This window comes from Pseudonocardia oceanicola, from assembly GCF_047200735.1.
In the GTDB taxonomy this organism is placed as follows: Bacteria; Actinomycetota; Actinomycetes; order Mycobacteriales; family Pseudonocardiaceae; genus Pseudonocardia.
Genome location: NZ_JBJZON010000016.1, coordinates 65231 through 84060, shown reverse-complemented (window position 1 = coordinate 84060; position 18830 = coordinate 65231). Strand labels below are relative to the sequence as shown.

Here is an 18830-nt window from a genome sequence, read left to right as displayed (position 1 = left end):
GTGCTCGTCGTTCGGGTTGCCACGTTGGTCCTACTCCATCCCTCCGGCCGCCTCGCCGGTCACGCACCGGTCCGCGTCCGACTTCCGGGCGTCTCGTTCGGGGTGGCGAGCCGGGCCGTTACCTCCGGTCATCACGCTCACTCCCCTTCGACCCGGGGCCGACAGTATTGCCCCACGGCCGTCCCCCGCCGCCACGGTCGCACATCGACCGAGGATGTCGCATCCGTCACACCGCGTCGCGGCGGCGGATCGACCGGGGGAGCGTAGCCCGAGGGTCAAGCCCCGGCTCGACCCCAGTGCCTGGGCCATCCGGCGGGGTCCACCGCGTCGGGCGCGGGACCGACCAGCTCGACCAGGCGCTGCAGCCGCCGTGCTCCTGTGATTCGTAACGCCGGTCCGGCCGCCGGACATTCCGGCGCGGTCGACGATTCCGGCGCGGCGGACGGGACGAGGGCGAGGTGGTGGGTGCGGCAGTGCGCCGCGGTCGCGTCCGGCTCCGCCGCGGGCAGGTCGAGGGCCGAGGTGCCGTCCGTGAGCGGCAGGGCCGTGGTGGGCCGGGGAGGGCGTGGCGACGGCGTGGTGCGGGGAGGTGCGGGCAGGACGCCCACCGGGTCGGCGGACCCGGTCGTCGGACCGGCCTCCGCCGCGGAGGTCGTCTCGGCCCCCTCCTCGCCGGCCCCCTCCTCGGCGGCCGCTCCCTCCGCGCCGGCCCCCGTCCCGACGGCGGCGCGTTCCCGGCAGGCGGCACACGGCGGGAGCTCGATCCGGGCCGGTGGCAGACCCAGCCGGGTCGTGGCGGCGACCAGGGCGTCGTGGGTGCCGGGGGCGCTGCCGTCGAGCGGCAGGACGTAACCCCCGCGCCCGTCCGCGCGCCCGCAGGCCAGCACCCAGAGCCGCAGCGCGGTCCCGTCGAGCTGGAACTCCGCCGGCACGGTCTTGCGGCGGTCCCGGCCCGTCCAGGTGCGGGCGAGGCCGGCGAGGTCGCGGCGGTAGGCGGTGCGCAGCTCCCGGCCTGCGCAGGACCGCTCGCCGAGCTCGAACGGGATGCCGAACGGCGCGGCCGCGGCCCGCACGGCGGCCGCCCGCCCCGCGTCGGCCACGAGCAGGCTGATCCGCGCGGTGTCCCCGGCACCGAAGCGGGTGATCCGGGCCGGCCCGCACAGCAGCCCGGCGAGATCGCCGAGCCGCGGCGGCCGGGCGTCCGCGGAGAACAGCGAGAGCTGGGACACGTCTCGCACCCTAGAACATGCGTTCGAGGCCGGACGAGCGGCGCGCCGGGTTCGCCCGACCGGGAGCCGACGCGCCGCGGCGACACGCGACGGGCGGCTACCGGGGTGCGCCGCCCGGGATCTCGGCCAGCTTCGTGCAGTTGCCGGCCTGCTGGGCGGCCTTGTCGAGGCGCGGGGAGGTCGTGAGGTCGCCGAGCGCGTCGGGGGCCGTGAGCTGCTGGAGGTTGGTGTTGGTCTCGTCGAGGGCCGCGCGGAAGGCGTCGACGTTCGCCGGGTCGGCGGCGTCGACCTTCGCCTTCGCGGCGCCGATGTCGTTCTGCAGCTTCTCCAGGCCCGCGGAGATCCGCGCGACGGTCTCGTCGCCCCCGCCGACGGGCGAGGGGCCGACCTCGGCGAGCTGGTCGCGACTCTGCTGGAGCCCGTCCTGGCTCGCGCCGAGGTAGTCCGAGAGCCGCTGCTTGATCGTGGGCAGGTCGGCGCCCTCGAAGGCCGGCTGGGAGAGCACCGGCGTGGTGTAGGTCAGGACCGCGCCGCAGACCTTGTCGACCCAGGCGACCGGGTCGGCCCCGCGGCCGGTCGCCGGGCGCGGCGCCGGATCGGCGGTCGGGGTGCCCGCGACGACGGTCGCGCAGCCGCTGACGGACAGCAGCCCGCCGAGCACCACGGCGACGGCGAGCCGGGACGGGCGAGGCACGGGGAGCCTCCTGTGATCGGGGGAGCGGAACCGGGGACCGACAGTACGCGAGCCGGCGGCCCCGGCCCTGCTCAGCCGTCGGGCGCGGGGCTGCCGAGGCTCTGGCAGGCGGGCGCCTTCGTCGCCGCGGCGGTGACGGCGGGGTCCAGCCCTGCCAGCGGGTCCCGGGTCGTGTCCTGCAGCTGCAGCACCGGCGTGACCGCGCCCTCGATGTCCTGCTGCAGCGTCGGGGACCCCGGGTCCAGGGCGTCGACCTGCGACCGGGCCTGGCGGAAGGCCGAGCGGTAGCTGCTGAGCTGGTCGCGGAACCGGGTCACGGCCTCGTCGCCGCCGGAGACCGGCGAGGCGCCGAGCCCGTCGAGATCGGCCAGTGCCTCGTCCAGCGCCGCCACCGTGTCGCCGAGGTAGGTGGAGAGGGCGCGGGCCTGCGAGGGAAGGTCGGGCGCCGCCTGCGGACCGACGATCGCCGCCTCGCGGAACGTGGCGTAGGTGCTGCACAGGCCGTCGGTCCAGTCGACCGTCTCCTGCTCGCTCGCGCCGCCGCAGCCGGCGAGCAGCAGCCCGGTCGCGACCGCGGCCACTGCCGCGGCCCGCCGCCGGGCGGCGCTGGTACGCATCCTCATCCGTCCTCCACCTCGGCGCGGTCCGTGCCGTCGGCCCGTACGGGCGCTGAGACGGTAGCGAGCCTGCCGCGGACGTAGGGAGGCCGCCCGCCCCCGGAAGGGGACGAGCGGCCTCCTGGATCGCCGAGAGGGCCCGGCGCACGGCCGACCGGACCGCTCCGATCGGCCCCGGCGGCGCGGCCGGGTGCCCGGGTCAGGCGACGGGGCTGTCCGCCGGCGTCTCCTGGATCGACGACGTGCGGCGCTTCGACACGGTCACCGCGGCGACGATGATGAGCACCGCGACGACCGCGATCGCGATCCGGATCGGGGCCGAGGCGCTGTCGCCGACCGTGAAGACGACGACCGCCGGCGCGATCAGCACCGAGACCAGGTTCATGACCTTGATCAACGGGTTGATGGCCGGGCCCGCGGTGTCCTTGAACGGGTCGCCGACGGTGTCGCCGATGACCGTCGCCTCGTGGGCGTCGGAGCCCTTCCCGCCGTGGTTGCCGTCCTCGACGAGCTTCTTGGCGTTGTCCCAGGCCCCGCCCGAGTTGGCGAGGAAGATCGCCATCAGCGTGCCGGTGGCGATCGCACCCGCGAGGTAGCCGGCCAGCGGCCCGACCCCGAGGCCGAAGCCGACGGCGATCGGGGCGAAGATCGCCAGGAGGCCGGGGGTGGCGAGCTCGCGCAGCGAGTCCCGGGTGCAGATGTCGACGACCCGGCCGTACTCCGGCCGGTCCGTGCCGTCCATGATCCCCGGCTTGCTGGCGAACTGGCGCCGCACCTCGTAGACGACCGCGCCCGCGGCCCGGGTCACGGCGTTGACCGCCAGCCCGGAGAACATGAACACGACGGCCGCGCCGATCACCACGCCGACCAGCGTGTTCGGGCTGAACACCTCGAAGGCGAAGGACGAGCCGGCGTTCTCGACGGCCGTGCCCGCCTTCGCGAGCGCCTGGGTGATGGCGTCCCGGTAGGAGCCGAACAGGGCCGTCGCGGCCAGCACCGCCGTGGCGATCGCGATGCCCTTGGTGATCGCCTTCGTGGTGTTCCCGACCGCGTCGAGCTCGGTCAGGATGTCGACGCCCTCGCCCTCGACGTCGCCGGACATCTCCGCGATGCCCTGGGCGTTGTCGGAGACCGGGCCGAAGGTGTCCATCGCGACGATGACGCCGACGGTGGTCAGCAGCCCGGTGCCCGCCAGGGCCACGGCGAACAGCGCGACGACGATGGAGCCGGACAGCAGGAACGCCCCGTAGACGGCGGCGCTGATCACGAGCGCCGTGTAGACCGCGGACTCGAAGCCGATCGAGATGCCGGACAGGATGACGGTGGCGGCGCCGGTCAGCGACGAGCGCCCGACGTCCTGCACCGGCTTGTCCTCGGTGCCGGTGAAGTAGCCGGTCAGCCAGAGGATGACGCCCGCGAGCACGATGCCGATGACCACCGCGACCGACGCGATGATCCGCGGGTCCTGGGTCAGCGTGGTGACGGAGGCGTCCGTCGGGTTGGTCAGGTCGGTGAAGCTGCCGGGCAGGTAGACGAATGCCGCCACGATCGACAGCACGCCGGCGAAGACCGCCGAGATGTAGAAGCTGCGGTTGATCGCCTTGAGGGTGTTCTCGCCCTGGCGGGCCCGGGTGACGTAGACACCCATGACCGCCGTGATCACGCCGATGGCCGGGATGATCAGCGGGAACAGCAGGCCCTGCAGGCCGAACGCCGCCGAGCCGAGGATCAGCGCCGCGACCAGCATGACCGCGTAGGACTCGAAGAGGTCGGCCGCCATGCCGGCGCAGTCGCCGACGTTGTCACCCACGTTGTCCGCGATCGTCGCCGCGTTGCGCGGGTCGTCCTCCGGGATGCCCTGCTCGACCTTGCCGACCAGGTCCGCGCCGACGTCGGCGGCCTTGGTGAAGATGCCGCCGCCGACCCGCATGAACATCGCCAGCAGCGCCGCCCCGAAGCCGAAGCCCTCGAGCACCTTGGGCGCCTGGCCGGCGTAGACCAGGACGACCAGGGCCGCGCCGAACAGCCCCAGGCCGACGGTGAACATGCCGACGACACCACCGGTGCGGAACGCGATCCGGGTGGCCTTCTCCCGACCGCCCGGCTCCCGCGAGGCCGCGGCCACGCGGATGTTCGCGCGGGTGGCGAGCCACATGCCGGTGTAGCCGATCGTGGCGGAGAAGACCGCGCCGATCACGAAGAAGATCGACCGGCCGATCCGTTCGCCCAGGTCGTCCGCGGGCAGGGCCAGCAACAACAGGAAGACGACGACGACGAAGACGCCGAGCGTTCTGAACTGTCGTTTCAGGTACGCCTGGGCGCCTTCCTGGACCGCCTCTCCGATCTCCTGCATCCGCTTGGTGCCCTGGCCGGCGGCCAGCACCTCCCGGAGCAGCATGTAGCCGATGGCCAGGGCCGCGAGCGCGACGACGGCGACCACGCCGACGACGACGCGATCGCCCGAGCCGAGCTCGAGGCCCACAGCGGGCACGGACATCCGTCCTCCTGTTGCGTCGGTGTGCGCCAGGGAGACCGATCCGGCCGGCTCGCGTTCCGACGGCGTCCCTGGCGTCGAGCGCATGCGCCGTCACGTCGGTGTGACGGGCGCGTGCAGTGTACGAGTGTGTCCGATGTCCCACGTGAGATCCACACCACCCCTGCTCGCCGTCGGGTGAGGTGATCGAGAACACAGGGCACCGAATGGCCCAACCGGCCGGACCGGTCGAGCCTCGGGGCACCGACGTCGGAGACCGCGTCGCCCCCGGAGCGGTGTCGCGGCCGCGGCGGCCGCCCTGGCGATCGTCCCCGTGCTGCTGAGCCCGCCGGCGACGCCTGCGGTGTCCGACGTGCGCGGGAGCGGTGGCGGGACCCGTGCGGTCATGGCCGCCGGAGCCGGCACGGCGCCCGCGGTGGCCCGGGGCGGGTTCGCCCGGGACCTCGGGCTGCCCGCGCCCGGCGTCGGGGCCGAGGTCGACGCCGTGGCCGAGCAGGGCTGGATGTGCTGCTTCTCCGGGCCGCTACCAGCTGCACAGCGCCGGTCTGCTCGGTCCCGGGGAGAGGTTCGTGGTCGCCGTGCTCAGCATCCAGCCGCGCGCGGGGGCCGGGCACAGGTGCGGGACGAGCTCGACGCGGTGGCCTCCGCGGCGGGCGGTGTGCTCGCCGCAGGATTCGACGCCGATCCCGGGGAGGGGGGAGCCCCCTCCCGCCGCCCGGCTCGCGACGTCCGGGCGGGCGGGTGCGCGGAACCGTCGGGGCGATGTGCGAGCCTCGACGGTATGCGTGACCAGGCGATCGGGTGGGCGGACGGGCCGGTGCTCGTCGAGGGGCCGCCGGACCCGGCCGCCTCGCCGGCGCCCCGGGCCGACCCGGCTCCGGGCCCCCGGTCCGCGCGCGGACTGGAGCTGCTGCACCGGGTCCTCGCGGGGTCCGGTGTCGAGACGGACGTGCCCGTCGTCGAGCTCGGGCCGGACGGGGTGCTGCCGGCCGAGCCGGTCCCGGATCCCGAGGACGGGTCCGACCCGGCGGAGGCGGTGAACCCGCTGCGGCACGCCGTCCGCCTGCCGCCCCGACCCGGGCGCGCCGTCGACTGGCCGGACTGGGCGCCGCCCGAGGTGGTCGAGGCGTTCCGCCGCGCGGGCGTGACCCGACCGTGGAGCCACCAGGCCGAGGGGGCGGAGCTGGCCCACGCGGGTCGGGACGTCGTGGTCGCCACCGGGACGGCCTCGGGCAAATCCCTCGTCTACCAGCTGCCGGTGCTGTCGCGGCTGGTCGCCGAGCCGCGCACGACGGCGCTGTACCTGTCCCCGACGAAGGCCCTCGCCGCCGACCAGCTCCGCGCCCTGCGCGAGCTCGACCTGCCCGACGTCCGGCCCGCCGCGCTCGACGGGGACACCCCGCTGGACGAGCGGGACTGGGCTCGCCGGCACGCGCGCTGGATCTTCAGCAACCCGGACATGCTGCACCGCTCGGTGCTGCCCCGGCACGGGCGCTGGGCGGGCTTCCTGCGCCGCCTCGCGTTCGTGGTCGTGGACGAGTGCCACACCTACCGCGGCGTCTTCGGCTCGCACGTCGCGCTCCTGCTACGCCGTCTGCTGCGGATCGCCCGCCGGTACGGGGCGCGGCCCACGATCGTGCTCGCCTCCGCGACCGTGGCCCGTCCAGCCGAGTTCGCCGGCCGGTTGACCGGGCGCGAGGTCCGCGCCGTGACCGAGGACGCCTCGCCCAGCGCGGGCCGGACGGTCGCGCTGTGGGAACCGCCGCTGCTGCCCGAGCTGAGCGGCGAGAACGGGGCCCCGGTCCGCCGGCCCGCCTCGACCGAGTCCTCCCGGATGCTGGCGGACCTCGTGCTCGAGGGCGCCCGGAGCCTCGCCTTCGTGCGTTCCCGGCGGGGGGCCGAGGTCACCGCCCTCGGCGCCCAGCGGCTCGTCGCCGACGTCGACCCGGAGCTGGTGCCGCGGATCTCGGCGTACCGGGGCGGTTACCTGCCCGAGGAGCGGCGGGCCCTGGAGAGCGACCTGATGCGGGGCGAGCTGCTCGGGGTGGCCACGACCAACGCCCTCGAGCTGGGCGTCGACATCGCGGGGCTCGACGCCGTGGTCGTGGCCGGCTTCCCCGGCACCCGGGCGTCCTTCTGGCAGCAGGCCGGGCGCGCGGGACGCGCCGCCGACGAGGCGCTGGTGGTGCTCGTGGCGCGGGACGACCCGATGGACACCTACCTCGTGCACCATCCCCGCGCCCTCATCGGCGCTCCCGTGGAGAGCTGCGTGCTGGACCCCGGCAACCCGTACGTGCTGGCGCCCCAGCTCGTGTGCGCCGCGGCCGAGCTGCCGCTCACCGAGGACGACGTCGCGACCGTCTTCGGCGGCGTGGTCGCGGAGGAGGTGCTCGCCGAGCTGGTCGAGGACGGCGTGCTCCGCCGGCGGCCGGCGGGGTGGTTCTGGCCGACCACCCGGGAGCAGCCCGCCGCCTCCGTCGACATCCGCGGCTCCGGGTTGGGTCAGGTTGCGCTGGTGGAGACCGGGACAGGGCGGATGCTCGGCACGGTCGACGGCGCCTCCGCCCCCGGGACCGCGCACCCCGGCGCGCTCTACCTGCACCGCGGCGAGAGCTACGTGGTCGACGAGCTGGACCTCGACGCCGGTGTCGCGCTCGTGCACCAGGAGGAACCCGACTGGCGTACCGACGCGCGGTCGAACTCGGACGTCGAGATCGTCGCCGTACGCGCCCACGGCGACCACGGCCCGGTCTCGGTGTCCTTCGGCGACGTCCGGGTGACCAGCCAGGTCGTCGGCTACCAGCGCCGCACCCCGAGCGGCACCGTGCTCGGGACCGTCCCGCTGGACATGCCCGCGCAGACCCTCGAGACCCGCGCGGTCTGGTACACGATCGACGAGACGGTGCTGGCCGAGGCCGGGCTCGACCCCGCCCGGCTCCCCGGCGCGCTGCACGCGGCCGAACACGCCGCGATCGGCCTGCTGCCCCTCTTCGCAATCTGTGACCGGTGGGACATCGGCGGACTGTCCACGGCGCTGCACCCGGACACCGGGCTGCCGACCGTGTTCGTGCACGACGGCCATCCCGGCGGTGCCGGCCTGGCCGAGCGGGGACACGCCGTGCTCGGTCGCTGGCTGCGGGCGACCCGGGAGGCGATCCGGAACTGCGGCTGCCGCACCGGATGCCCCTCGTGCGTGCAGTCGCCCAAGTGCGGCAACGGGAACAACCCGCTGGACAAGGCCGGCGCCGTCCGCGTGCTGGACCTGGTGACCGGCGCACTGGCCCGGCACCCGGCCGGGTGAGCGACCCCGCGGGCGGGATCGACTGCCGGCCCGCGGGTGGAGCCCACGGCAGCCGCGTGGGAGGAGTCGACGGCCGCCGCCGGCCGGCCCGTCGGGGGCCGGGCCGGCCGGCGGCGGCCCGCGAGCGGTGGGTCCGTACGGGGGTCAGCGACGGAGCGCCTCGGTCCCACCGCGGTCTGGGGAGCGTGCCGGTGGCTGGTGGCGCCGACCGCCCTGCGTGTCGACCCCGCCGTGCCGTGTTCAGTAGGCCCGGTCGGCGCGGGGGCCCGCCAGACGCGGTCGCCGATCGGTTCCGGCGCCACGACGAGCGCGGGTGTCGGAGTCGACCGACGGGCCGCCGTCACCCGCGCGGCTGCGGGTGGCCGTGACCGGACACGAGACACCGTTCACCGGGCTCCCGCGACCGTTCACCGGATCGTCCCTGGTGGCTCCGGAACCGACCGGGTGGGAACGGGTTCGGCGGGGTCGGCGGTCGGCGGATCCGTCGCTCCGTCGGGGACGGGCCCGGCGTGCGCACGGCCCGTCGCCGCAGGTGGGGCGAGGAGCGCCCACGGACGCCGTACCTGCAACTCGACGAGCGCATGCCAGCCGTCGAGGGTGCACCGGGTGAGCTCGGCACCCGTCCCGTCGGTGACCCGGTGCGCCGCGGCGCACGCGACCTCCTCGCCCTGGACCGGGTCGCCCGCGGCGGCGAGTGCCGCGAGGTCGGCGGACGCCTCCGCCCGGTGGCGGGCCAGCACCGCGCCGCCGACGTCGAGGAGGAACGCGGTGACCGCCAGGAGCGCGACCGCGGCGAACGCCGCCCACACGGTCGCGGAACCCCGGTCCCGTGACGGTGTGGTGCGTGGGGAGGTGGCGCGAGGGGGCACGGGACGCAGATGTGCGCCGTGCGGTGGCGCCGGGCGAGGTTCTGCGGAGCCCTGCGTCGCACCGCCGTGCGGTCCCGGGTGGCGGCGTCGTGCTCCTCGGGCGTTCACAAGCCCGCCCCCGGCCCGGCGATCGCACCGGGTTCGACGGCACCGACGGCGTGCCCGCTGACCCGGAGCGGCAGTGGCCCGACCGGCGCTGCCCGGACGACGGCCCGCACCTCCGCGCCGGCCACGGTCAGCTCGATCGCCGCGCCGCTCGGAGCCAGTGCGGCGGCCACGGCCCGCCCGCGGTCGGCCTCCCCCCGTGCGGCGAGCCGGACGAGTTCGCGGGCGGCGTCGGTGCAGCGGACCGCGGCGGCGACCGTGGCCACGGCGCCGAGCGCGGCGAGGACGACGAGGGTGAGCGCGCCCAGCGCGATCGCCGCCTCGACGGTGACCGCACCACGCTCGGCCCGACACATCAGAACGTGACCGACAGCGCGCGCTGCACGAGCTGCGTCAGCGCCGTGACGATCGAGTCGCCGCTGATGACGGTGTAGAGCACCGCGGCGAACGCCGCCGCGGCCAGCGTGCCGATCGCGTACTCCACCGTCGACATGCCGCGGTCGTCGGAGGTCAGCCGGGCTGCGGCGGCGCGGAGGAGGGCGGCGAGCCGGCGCCCGATGCGAGTGACCGAGGAGCGGAGGTGCACCTCGTGGCGGGGCCCGGGGTGGCCGTCGTGGCGCGGTTCGGGAGCGGGCGGGGCGGAGATGGGCGGGAAGGGGGTGGGCAGGAAGGGGGCGGGCAGGGACATCGGTCCTCCTCGGTTCGCGGGCTACAGGGAGTCGGGCGACAGGGCGTGGACGATCCGGCGCGAGCGCGGGTCCGCGACGTGCGGACACCGTCGGCGCTCGACCGGGGGACGAGGCGGCGGCCGGGCTGCGGGGGGGGACGGTCACCATCGCGCCAGCGCCTCCCCGGCGAGGCCGATGACGACCGGCGCGATACCCAGGGCGAGGAAGGCCGGCAGGAAACAGACGCCGAGGGGCGCGGCGATCAGCACGGCGGCGCGCTCCGCCCTCGCCTCGGCGGCATCGGTGAGGCCCGCGCGGAGCCGCGCCGCCTCCGTCCGCGCCACCCGGGCCAGGCCCGCGCCCGTGTCCGCCGAGCGGACGGCGGCCCGGCCGAACGCCTCGAGACCCGGCACGGCCGCCACCGCGGTCCACGCCTCGAATGGTGCCGAACCGAGCTCGACCAGCCCGGCGGCCCGGCGCAGACCGGCGCCGACCGCGCCGTCGATGCGCAGCGCCGCGGCCTCGGCGGCCGCGGGGACGGGCAGCCCGGCGTCGAGGCAGGTGGCCAGGAGCTCCCAGCCCGCCGCGAGCCCGGAGGGGTCGGCGTGCTGGGTCCGTCGGGACGCCGCCCGGGTCACCAGGAGGTGCAGGCCCGCTGCGGCTGCCGCGCCGACCAGGACACCGCCGACCGCTCCGCCCGTGCCGGCCGACGGACCACCGGCCGTGGTCCAGACCACGACGCACACGGCCAGCCCGCACACCGCGGTCCAGCGGCGGCGCAGGGGGACGGCCGGACCGGGCGCGGGCGCGGGCCGGCCGATCACCCCGGCCAGTCGGGCCCGGGCACCCGAGGCGCCACCCACGAGCAGCGCGACCGCGAGGAGCGCCAGCGCGGCGGCGAGCGACGCGTGTGGCGGAGCGCCGGATCCCGCGATCGCGTGCGCCACCGCCGGTCCCGGGTCCTCGGCCGACACCGCGGCGCTCATCGGGTCACCGGTCCCGCCGCGATCCGGTCGCTCCAGAGCAGACCGGCGAGCAGCAGCCCGGAGCCGACGAGCAGCAGGGCCTGGCCGAGCAGCCCGTCGCGCAGCACACGGAGCGGATCGGCGCCGAGCAGGTGACCCAGTCCGAGCCCGAGCAGCGGCAGGGCGGTCAGCACGCCGGCGGTGGCGCGGGGCCCGGCCAGGCGGGCCCGGACCCGGGCCGCGAAGGCGAGCCGCCAGCGCAGATCGGCGAGCGTGCCGGACAGCAGATCCGCCAGCGGGGCGCCGTGCCGGTCGGCCAGCGACCAGGCCCCGGCGAGGCGTCGCAGCTCCGTGGCCACCAGGTCGCTGCATCCGGCGGCGCACCGGTCGAGGGCCGCCGGCACGTCGTCGCCCAGGCGCGCGGCGGCGGCCGCCGGGGCGAGCGCCTGCGCCGCCAGCGGGCCGTCCGAGCGGGCTCCGCCGAGGGCGGCCGCGGGGTGCGACCCGCTGCGCAGCTCCTCGACGATCCGCGAGACGGCGTCGGCCAGCTCACCGGCGGCCGCGGTGGCCGCCGCCCCCTCCCGGGCCCGTGACCTCCGCCTGCGCGCCACCTCCGCGGCTGCGGCCCCCGCGATCCCGCCCGCCGGGCCGCCGAGCACCAGGCCGAGCGCGGCACCGCCGAGCACGACGAGCAGGCGGAGCGGCGGAACGGCCAGGGCGTGCCGGGGGGACAGCGGGGCCAGGACCCGCAGCCGACGCGACGCCGACGATCCGGGCGCGCAGAGCAGGGCCGCCGCCAGGAGGACCGGCACCGCCGCGCTCACGGGCCGACCCACGGGGCCGGGACGCCGCGCTCGGCGAGGAGTCGGCCCAGGTGGTCGCGGTCGGCGGTCCAGCCACGGCCGCGCTGCCACACCGGACGGACGACGACCTCGCCCCGCCCGGCCGTCACCTCCCGGCCGAGCACGCCGGCCGCCTCGAGCACCCGGCCACCCGGGGTGCGCCGCATGTGCAGCACGACCTGCACCGCCGCGGCAAGCTGACTGTGCAGGGCGGCCCGCTCCATCCCGCCGAGCGCCGCGAGCGCCTCGAGCCGGGCCGGCACCTCGCGCACCGAGTTGGCGTGCACGGTGCCCGCACCGCCGTCGTGCCCGGTGTTCAACGCCGACAGCAGATCGCAGACCTCGGCGCCGCGCACCTCGCCCACGACGACGCGGTCCGGCCGCATCCGCAGCGCCTGACGGAGGAGGTCGCGCAGGGTCACCCCGCCGGCGCCCTCGATGTTCGCCGGCCGCGCGACGAGCCGGACGACCTGCGGGTGCCGGGGCCGGAGCTCCTGGGCGTCCTCGACCGTGAGGATCCGCTCGGCCGGGTCGACGGCACCGAGCAGGGCCGCGAGGAGCGTGGTCTTGCCCGAGCCGGTCCCGCCCGAGACCAGCACCGCGAGCCGGGCGAGGACGACCGCCCTGAGCAGCCGTTCCGCGGTCGGCTCGAGCGTGCCGAGCCGGGCGAGCGAGCCGAGGTCGTGCGCGGCCGGGCGCAGCACACGGAGGGACAGGCAGGTCCCGTCGGCCGCGACGGGGGCGAGCACCGCGTGCAGCCGGACCCCACGCGCCGTGCCGGAACCACCCGCGCCGTCGGCGCCGCCCGCCAGCCAGCCGTCGACGTAGGGGCTGGCGTCGTCGAGCCGGCGCCCGGCGGCCAGCGCGAGCCGCTGGGCGAGCCGCCGGACCGCGGCCTCGTCCGGCAGCCGGACCGCCGCGGGCTCGAGCCCGGCCCCCCGGTCCACCATCACCGTGCCGCCCCCGGACACCAGGACGTCCGTGGTGCGCGGATCGCGCAGCAGCGGGTCGAGCGGGCCGGCCCCGACCAGTTCCTCGCGCAGCACCCGGAGGGCGGCGAGCACGTCGAGGTCCGAGGCGACCCCGCCGGACTCCGCGCGCACCGCGTCGGCGACCGCCGCGGGGGTCGGCTCCCGCCCGTCCTCGGCGAGGCGGGTACGGACGCGGTCGACCAGCGCGTTCACGAGGCCCGCCGCAGGGTCGGCCCGCCGGCCCCGGCCAGCACGGTGAGCAGCTCGCGGGCGGCCGTGCCGAGCGGGCCGCGGCGCCGCCCGGGCGGGACGCCCTGTTCGACGGCCCGCGCCAGCCCGGGCTGGGGTTTCATCGCAGCGAGCAGGGGGAGTTCGAGCGCTGCGGCGACGTCGGCCGGGGCGAGGCCGCCCGGGGAGGGGCCGCGGACCACGAGGCCGATCTCGCGCGTCTGCTCGGCCAGTACGGCCGCGACCCGCCCCGCGGCGGCACAGGAGCGGACGTCGGCGGGGACGAGCAGCGCGGTCAGGTCGGCGGCGTCGAGGGCCGCGACGGCCGCGTCCGTGGGGTAGCGCGGGACGTCGCACACCACGGTCTCGCCCGCCCGGCGTCCCGCCTCGAGGACGGCGGTGACGGCGCCCGCGGACGGCCCGGCCGGGGCCCGCGCGCAGGACAGCACGCCGAGTTCGGCGCCGGACCGGCTGAGTGCGGGCGCGGGCAGCGCGGCGTGCAGGGCCGAGGCGGGAACGCGCCCGTCCGTGATCGTGAGCTCGGGCCAGCGCAGGCCGGTGACCTCCTCGGCCCCGAGCACCAGGTCCAGCCCGCCACCGAGCGGATCGCAGTCCACGAGCAGGGTGCGGTCCCCGGCCGACGCGGCGACCACGGCGACCGCCGCCGCCAGGACCGAGGCGCCGGCACCGCCCTTCCCGCCGACGACCGCGAGCACCCGCCCGACGCCCGTCGCCTCGCCCTGCTCGGCCGCGGCGGCGAGCCGCTCGACCAGGTGCGGCTCGGCCGCGGGCAGCTCGACGGCCTGTTCGGCGCCGAGGGCGACCGCGCACTCCAGCGCCTCCAGGGAGGCCCGATCGACGCCGACCAGCATCAGGTCGGCGCGCCGGGGTAGGCCCGCGTGCACGCACCGCCGGGCCGACTCCTCGTCGAGCAGGACGAACGGGGCGACGGCCCAGTGCCGCCGCGCGTCCGCCGCGTCGGCCGCCCGGTGCACCTCGCACCCCGCGGCCGCCGCCAGCCGGAGCACGGCGTCGAGGAGGTCGGGGTCCTCGACCATCACCAGTGTCCGCTCACCCATCGCACGCTCCCTCCGCCGCCCCCGTCCCTCGGGGCCGGTTGCCAGCGTGCGGCCTCGGGGGCCGGTCGGACGGCCGGATCGCGCCGCTGTGGATCGTCGGGGTCGGGTGTGGACAAATCCGCTCGGGACGGGCGCCGAGCTGCGAAATCGTCGGGGCGTGGGGCAACGATCGTGCGGGGGCGTGTGGGCGGGCGCGGTCGCCACGGTGGGCGGGTCCGGCGGTCGGATCGGGAAGAACGAAGATTCTTCCGCGGCGCACGCCGGACCTGCGGGCCGTGCCTGCGGAGTGCCGACCCGCCTCGCGCCGCATGTGCCCCGGTGCGCTCCGCCCGTCGGGCGAACGCCCGGCAGACAGTCATGGCCCCGGGACGTACTTGCGGTTACAGTTGTCGTCGGCTCGGACCGCGTCCGAGCGGGTTCAGCTCGACCCCCCGGGGCTGAACCGCCCGACGGCCTCCGCCAATCCCCCCTGGCGGAGGCCGTCCCCATTCCCGCCCCGGCCGCGTGCTCCGACGGGCGCCCGCTCCGGTCGGTCGCCCCTGGTCTGGGAGGCTCTCCCGGTGCCCGCTCCGACAGCTCCCGCCGCACGAACGGCCGCTCCCCGGGCCGCGCGGCGGGCCGCCGCGTTCTTCGACCTCGACAAGACGATCCTCGCCGGGTCGTCCGCGCTCGCCTTCTCCCGGCCCTTCCGGCGGCAGGGCCTGATCAGCCGGCGTGCCGTGCTGCGCAGCGCGTACGCCCAGCTCCTGCTCCTGTTCGCGGGGGCCGACGCGGACACGATGGACCTGCTGCGCCGCCGCATCACCGCGCTCGCCACCGGTTGGGAGGTCGCCCAGGTCCGGTCCATCGTGGCCGAGACGCTGCACGAGATCGTCGAGCCGATGATCTACGCGGAGGCCGCGGAGCTGATCGGCGAGCACCACGCCGCGGGCGACGAGGTGGTGGTGCTCAGCGCGTCGGGGCTGGAGGTGGTGGAGCCGATCGCGGCCCTCGTCGGCGCCGACCGCAGCATGGCCACGCGCATGGCGGTGCGGGACGGCCGCTACACCGGCGAGATCGACTTCTACTGCTACGGCGAGGAGAAGGCGGTCGCCGCGCGGGCCATCGCGGCCGAGTGCGGCTACGACCTCGCCGACTGCCGGGCCTACTCGGACTCGATCACCGACCTGCCGCTGCTGCTCGTCGTCGGGCACCCGACGGTGGTCAACCCGGACCGGGCGCTGCGCCGCGAGGCGGAGCAGCGGGGCTGGCCGGTGCTGACCTTCGCGGCGCCGATCTCGCTGCGCTCGCGCTTGCGCCCGCGGGCGCAAGCGCTGGCCGCGGCGGCGGCCGGGCTGGGCCTGGCGGCCGCGGGGCTGGGCCTCGCCGCGGCCGGTGGCTCCGGATGGTGGGCGCAGCGGACCCGCGTGGGGGGCAGCGGATTTCCGCAGGTAGGGGGCATTCTGAACGACGTCGCCGTGGCCCGCATCCGCCGTCCGGGTCGCGTCGCGGGGCGTTGATCACCACCCTCCGGAGCTGAACCGGTGCACCTCCGCGAACCCCTTGATGTGGTGCCGCCCACGGGGTACGAATGGCCTCACGGACCTTCGAGAGGCCAGGGCCGGGGCGGCAGAGAAGCAACGGCTCCCCTTCCCGGAGCTCCGTGCACGATCGCCGGGCACTCCACGCACAGCACGCCGCGGGAGGCATGTCGTCGTGGGCCTGCGTACCGGGACGCCGGACGCCGAGGCCGGAGCACGACACGTAGTGCACGCCTGGATCCCGGAGTCTCGTGCGAGTGGGCGGTGCCCCTTTCCCGTCACGGTGGAGGGGCACCGCCCCTTCACGTGTCGGGCGGTGCTCAGGCCCGGGCGTCGGCGATGGACATGCCCTCGCGCGCCCCGGCCTCCCAGGCCCGGCAGCAGTGCAGGATCCACTCCCGCAGGCCCTCCGGCGTCCCCCCGGCGAAGCCCTCCGCGGCGGCGCGGTACTCCTGCGCACGGCGCAGGTGCCCGACCTCCGGCACGGCGAGCGACTTGGGGTCGAACCCGGTCGCGACCGCGGCGAGCCGGGCCGCCGCCCGGGCGACGACGCCGTCGGCGGTCCCGAAGGTGCGCAGCGTGAGCAGCTCGCCGTGCACGACCGCGACGACGACCGGCGCGGGCACCGAGGTCCCGCCCGTCACGAGGTCGGCCAGCAGACCCAGCCGGGCCGACGCACCCTCGCGCGGGCGCCCGAGCCGGGCCTCGTGCTCCTCGACCGGGATCAGGTCGGTCGCCGCCAGCACGTGCAGCCGCGCGAGCGCCTGCAGCGGCGCGCCCTTCCACACCGCGAGCAGCTTCGTCGCCTCGTCGGCCACGCGGACCGCGCCCGCCAGCACCGGATCGGTGACGTGGTCCTCCCGGGCGGGGGTGAGCGGGGCGCCGTCGAGCGCCGCGGACGCCCGCGCCCCGCGCAATGCCGCCTCGGCGGACGTGGCGGGCCAGCCTCGCCGGTTGACCTGGTGGTTGTGCACCGGGACGAGGGCTGCGCGGGCACCGGCGACGGCGTCGGCGACCCCGGGCAGCTCGATCAGCGGGGCGAGCGGGTCCGTACGGGCGGGCACCGCGCCATGCTGCCACCGGAGCCTCCCGTCCGACCGGGGGGTGGCCCCTCCGTATCGCCTCTCCGTACTGACGGTGCGCAGGCGCATTCGGAGCACTACGTTTTCGGTGACGTGCGCGCCACCGCGGGATGCGCCGGTGCGCCGAAGCGCCACGGCTAGAGGAGGGCACCAGAGATGGCCGAGTCCGGAGCGACGCTCGACAACCTCTCGACCGAGAGCCGGAGCTTCCCCCCGAGCGAGGAGTTCGCGGGGCAGGCCAACGCCACGGCGGACTGGTACGAGCGGGCGGACGCGGATCGTGAGGGTTTCTGGGCCGAGCAGGCCGACCGGCTGGCCTGGGGTACCCGCTGGGAGCGGGTGCTGGACTGGGAGGCCCCGTTCGCGAAGTGGTTCGTGGGCGGGAAGCTGAACGTCGCCTACAACTGCGTGGACCGGCACGTCGAGGCCGGCAACGGGGACCGGGTCGCCTTCCACTGGGAGGGGGAGCCGGGCGACACCCGCACGATCACCTACGCCGACCTGCAGCGCGAGGTCTGCCGGGCCGCGAACGCGCTCGCGGCGCTCGGCGTGGGCACCGGCGACCGGGTCGCGATCCAGCTGCCGATGATCCCCGAGGCCGTGTTCTCGATGCTGGCCTGCGCCCGGCTGGGTGCACTGCACAGCGTGGTGTTCGGCGGGTTCTCCCCGGGCGCGCTGAAGGCCCGCATCGAGGACGCCGAGGCCAAGGTGCTGATCACCTCGGACGGGCAGTTCCGCCGCGGCAAGCCCGCGCCGATGAAGGAGAACACCGACCAGGCGGTCGAGGGCACCACGATCGAGCACGTCCTTGTGGTCAAGCGCACCGAGACCGACGTGCCGTGGACCGAGGGCCGGGACGTCTGGTGGCACGACGCCGTCGAGGCCGCCTCGGACCGGCACACGCCGGAGGACTTCGACTCCGAGCACCCGCTGTTCATCCTCTACACCTCGGGCACCACCGGGAAGCCGAAGGGCATCCTGCACACCTCCGGGGGCTTCCTGACCCAGGCCGCCTACACGCACGACGTGGTGTTCGACCACAAGCCGGGCGAGAGCGTGTACTGGTGCACCGCCGACATCGGCTGGGTCACCGGGCACTCCTACATCGTGTACGGGCCGCTGGCCAACGGCGCCACGTCGGTGATGTACGAGGGCACGCCGAACACCCCGCACGAGGGCCGGCACTGGGAGATCGTGCAGAAGTACGGCGTCACGATCTACTACACCGCGCCGACGCTGATCCGCACCTTCATGAAGTGGGGCAAGGAGATCCCCGAGAAGTACGATCTGTCCTCGCTCGCGGTCCTGGGCTCCGTCGGCGAGCCGATCAACCCCGAGGCCTGGATGTGGTACCGCCAGGTCATCGGCGGCGAGCGCTGCCCGATCGTGGACACCTGGTGGCAGACCGAGACCGGGGCGATCATGATCTCGCCGCTGCCCGGCGTGACCGCGGCCAAGCCGGGCTCGGCGATGCGCCCGCTGCCCGGCATCGGCGCGGCGATCGTCGACGAGAACGGCACGCCGGTCGGCCACGGCCAGGGTGGCTACCTCGTGCTGGACAAGCCGTGGCCGTCGATGCTGCGCACCATCTGGGGCGACGAGGAGCGCTACCGCGACACCTACTGGTCGCGTTTCGCCGAGCAGGGCTACTACTTCGCCGGCGACGGTGCGAAGTATGACGAGGACGGCGCGATCTGGCTGCTCGGCCGGGTGGACGACGTGATGAACGTCTCGGGCCACCGCATCTCGACCACCGAGGTCGAGTCCGCCCTGGTCTCGCACCCGACGGTCGCCGAGGCCGCGGTCGTCGGCGCGTCGGACCCCACGACGGGCCAGGGGATCGTCGCGTTCGTCATCCTGCGCGGGAACGTGGCCCAGGACGAGGCGAAGGGCGCCGACGCCATCGCGGCCCTGCGCAACCACGTCTCGAAGGAGATCGGACCGATCGCGAAGCCGCGCCAGATCATGGTCGTGGACGAGCTGCCGAAGACCCGTTCCGGCAAGATCATGCGCCGCCTGCTGCGGGACGTGGCGGAGAACCGCGAGGTCGGTGACGTCTCGACGCTGGCCGACTCCGCGGTCATGGACCTGATCCAGACCGGCCTCAAGGAGGGCGAGGGCGAGGACTGAACCCCGACGCCATCGGCACTCCCGTGCGGCCGACCC

Annotated in this window: 15 protein-coding genes; 3 read left to right on the top strand and 12 right to left on the bottom strand. The window is 76.1% G+C overall.

The annotated features are described in order from the left end of the window. Positions 1–275 precede the first annotated feature (275 nt). The 4 genes from ACL02T_RS21785 to ACL02T_RS21770 all read right to left on the bottom strand — a co-directional run bounded on the left by ACL02T_RS21785 (position 276) and on the right by ACL02T_RS21770 (position 5037). The gene (locus ACL02T_RS21785; RefSeq protein ID WP_412832580.1) at positions 276–1229 is read right to left on the bottom strand and encodes a hypothetical protein; all 954 of its coding nucleotides are present in this window, start codon (positions 1227–1229) and stop codon (positions 276–278) included. A 97-nt stretch (positions 1230–1326) separates the two neighbouring features. Further along, positions 1327–1923, bottom strand: coding sequence for a hypothetical protein (locus tag ACL02T_RS21780; protein WP_412832579.1), 597 nt, complete (start codon positions 1921–1923; stop codon positions 1327–1329). 71 nt (positions 1924–1994) lie between these two features. Then, the gene (locus ACL02T_RS21775) at positions 1995–2546 is read right to left on the bottom strand and encodes a hypothetical protein (RefSeq protein WP_412832578.1); all 552 of its coding nucleotides are present in this window, start codon (positions 2544–2546) and stop codon (positions 1995–1997) included. Between the two features lie 193 nt (positions 2547–2739). After that, positions 2740–5037 carry a sodium-translocating pyrophosphatase gene (locus ACL02T_RS21770; protein WP_412832577.1) on the bottom strand — a complete coding sequence of 766 codons (2298 nt, stop codon included), beginning with the start codon at positions 5035–5037 and terminating at the stop codon, positions 2740–2742. A gap of 778 nt (positions 5038–5815) precedes the next feature. On the opposite strand from ACL02T_RS21770, the gene ACL02T_RS21765 reads away from it, so the two are divergent. After that, on the top strand, positions 5816–8335 hold the full coding sequence (locus ACL02T_RS21765; protein ID WP_412832576.1) for a DEAD/DEAH box helicase: 2520 nt from the start codon (positions 5816–5818) through the stop codon (positions 8333–8335). 407 nt (positions 8336–8742) lie between these two features. On the opposite strand, the gene ACL02T_RS21760 is transcribed toward ACL02T_RS21765, so the two are convergent. From ACL02T_RS21760 to ssd, 7 genes are all read right to left on the bottom strand, one after another. Beyond that, positions 8743–9204, bottom strand: coding sequence for an Rv3654c family TadE-like protein (locus ACL02T_RS21760; protein ID WP_412832575.1), 462 nt, complete (start codon positions 9202–9204; stop codon positions 8743–8745). 104 nt (positions 9205–9308) lie between these two features. Further along, on the bottom strand, positions 9309–9665 hold the full coding sequence (locus ACL02T_RS21755) for a TadE family type IV pilus minor pilin (RefSeq protein ID WP_412832574.1): 357 nt from the start codon (positions 9663–9665) through the stop codon (positions 9309–9311). Next, positions 9665–9997, bottom strand: coding sequence for a DUF4244 domain-containing protein (locus tag ACL02T_RS21750; RefSeq protein ID WP_412832573.1), 333 nt, complete (start codon positions 9995–9997; stop codon positions 9665–9667). The genes ACL02T_RS21755 and ACL02T_RS21750 overlap by 1 nt, the downstream gene beginning before the upstream one ends. A gap of 141 nt (positions 9998–10138) precedes the next feature. Further along, complete coding sequence (locus tag ACL02T_RS21745) at positions 10139–10963, bottom strand: type II secretion system F family protein (RefSeq protein ID WP_412832572.1); 825 nt, start codon at positions 10961–10963, stop codon at positions 10139–10141. Next, positions 10960–11766 carry a type II secretion system F family protein gene (locus ACL02T_RS21740; RefSeq protein ID WP_412832571.1) on the bottom strand — a complete coding sequence of 269 codons (807 nt, stop codon included), beginning with the start codon at positions 11764–11766 and terminating at the stop codon, positions 10960–10962. The genes ACL02T_RS21745 and ACL02T_RS21740 overlap by 4 nt, the downstream gene beginning before the upstream one ends. Continuing rightward, entirely contained in the window at positions 11763–12968 is a 1206-nt protein-coding gene (locus ACL02T_RS21735) for a TadA family conjugal transfer-associated ATPase (RefSeq protein WP_412832570.1), read from the bottom strand. Before ACL02T_RS21735 ends, ACL02T_RS21740 begins: the two co-directional genes overlap by 4 nt. Further along, positions 12965–14062: a septum site-determining protein Ssd gene (ssd, locus tag ACL02T_RS21730; RefSeq protein WP_412832569.1), complete on the bottom strand. Its 1098-nt coding sequence runs from the start codon at positions 14060–14062 to the stop codon at positions 12965–12967. Before ssd ends, ACL02T_RS21735 begins: the two co-directional genes overlap by 4 nt. A gap of 560 nt (positions 14063–14622) precedes the next feature. On the opposite strand from ssd, the gene ACL02T_RS21725 reads away from it, so the two are divergent. Continuing rightward, positions 14623–15561, top strand: a complete 939-nt coding sequence (locus ACL02T_RS21725) for an HAD family hydrolase (RefSeq protein ID WP_412832568.1) — start codon at positions 14623–14625, stop codon at positions 15559–15561. Positions 15562–15902: 341 nt separating this feature from the next. On the opposite strand, the gene ACL02T_RS21720 is transcribed toward ACL02T_RS21725, so the two are convergent. Continuing rightward, positions 15903–16646, bottom strand: a complete 744-nt coding sequence (locus ACL02T_RS21720) for an oxidoreductase (protein WP_412832567.1) — start codon at positions 16644–16646, stop codon at positions 15903–15905. A gap of 174 nt (positions 16647–16820) precedes the next feature. Here ACL02T_RS21720 and acs point away from each other — a divergent pair, with 174 nt between their 5' ends. Next, positions 16821–18794, top strand: a complete 1974-nt coding sequence (gene acs, locus ACL02T_RS21715) for an acetate--CoA ligase (protein WP_412832566.1) — start codon at positions 16821–16823, stop codon at positions 18792–18794. Positions 18795–18830: the final 36 nt, after the last annotated feature.

Excerpts from the sequence above, each read along its gene's own strand:
- ACL02T_RS21770 (WP_412832577.1), bottom strand. The coding sequence starts at position 5,037 with ATGTCCGTGCCCGCTGTGGGCCTCGAGCTCGGCTCGGGCGATCGCGTC.
- ACL02T_RS21745 (WP_412832572.1), bottom strand. The coding sequence starts at position 10,963 with ATGAGCGCCGCGGTGTCGGCCGAGGACCCGGGACCGGCGGTGGCGCAC.
- ACL02T_RS21750 (WP_412832573.1), bottom strand. The coding sequence starts at position 9,997 with ATGTCCCTGCCCGCCCCCTTCCTGCCCACCCCCTTCCCGCCCATCTCC.
- ssd (WP_412832569.1), bottom strand. The coding sequence starts at position 14,062 with ATGGGTGAGCGGACACTGGTGATGGTCGAGGACCCCGACCTCCTCGAC.
- ACL02T_RS21765 (WP_412832576.1), top strand. The coding sequence starts at position 5,816 with ATGCGTGACCAGGCGATCGGGTGGGCGGACGGGCCGGTGCTCGTCGAG.
- ACL02T_RS21775 (WP_412832578.1), bottom strand. The coding sequence starts at position 2,546 with ATGAGGATGCGTACCAGCGCCGCCCGGCGGCGGGCCGCGGCAGTGGCC.
- acs (WP_412832566.1), top strand. The coding sequence starts at position 16,821 with ATGGCCGAGTCCGGAGCGACGCTCGACAACCTCTCGACCGAGAGCCGG.
- ACL02T_RS21755 (WP_412832574.1), bottom strand. The coding sequence starts at position 9,665 with ATGTGTCGGGCCGAGCGTGGTGCGGTCACCGTCGAGGCGGCGATCGCG.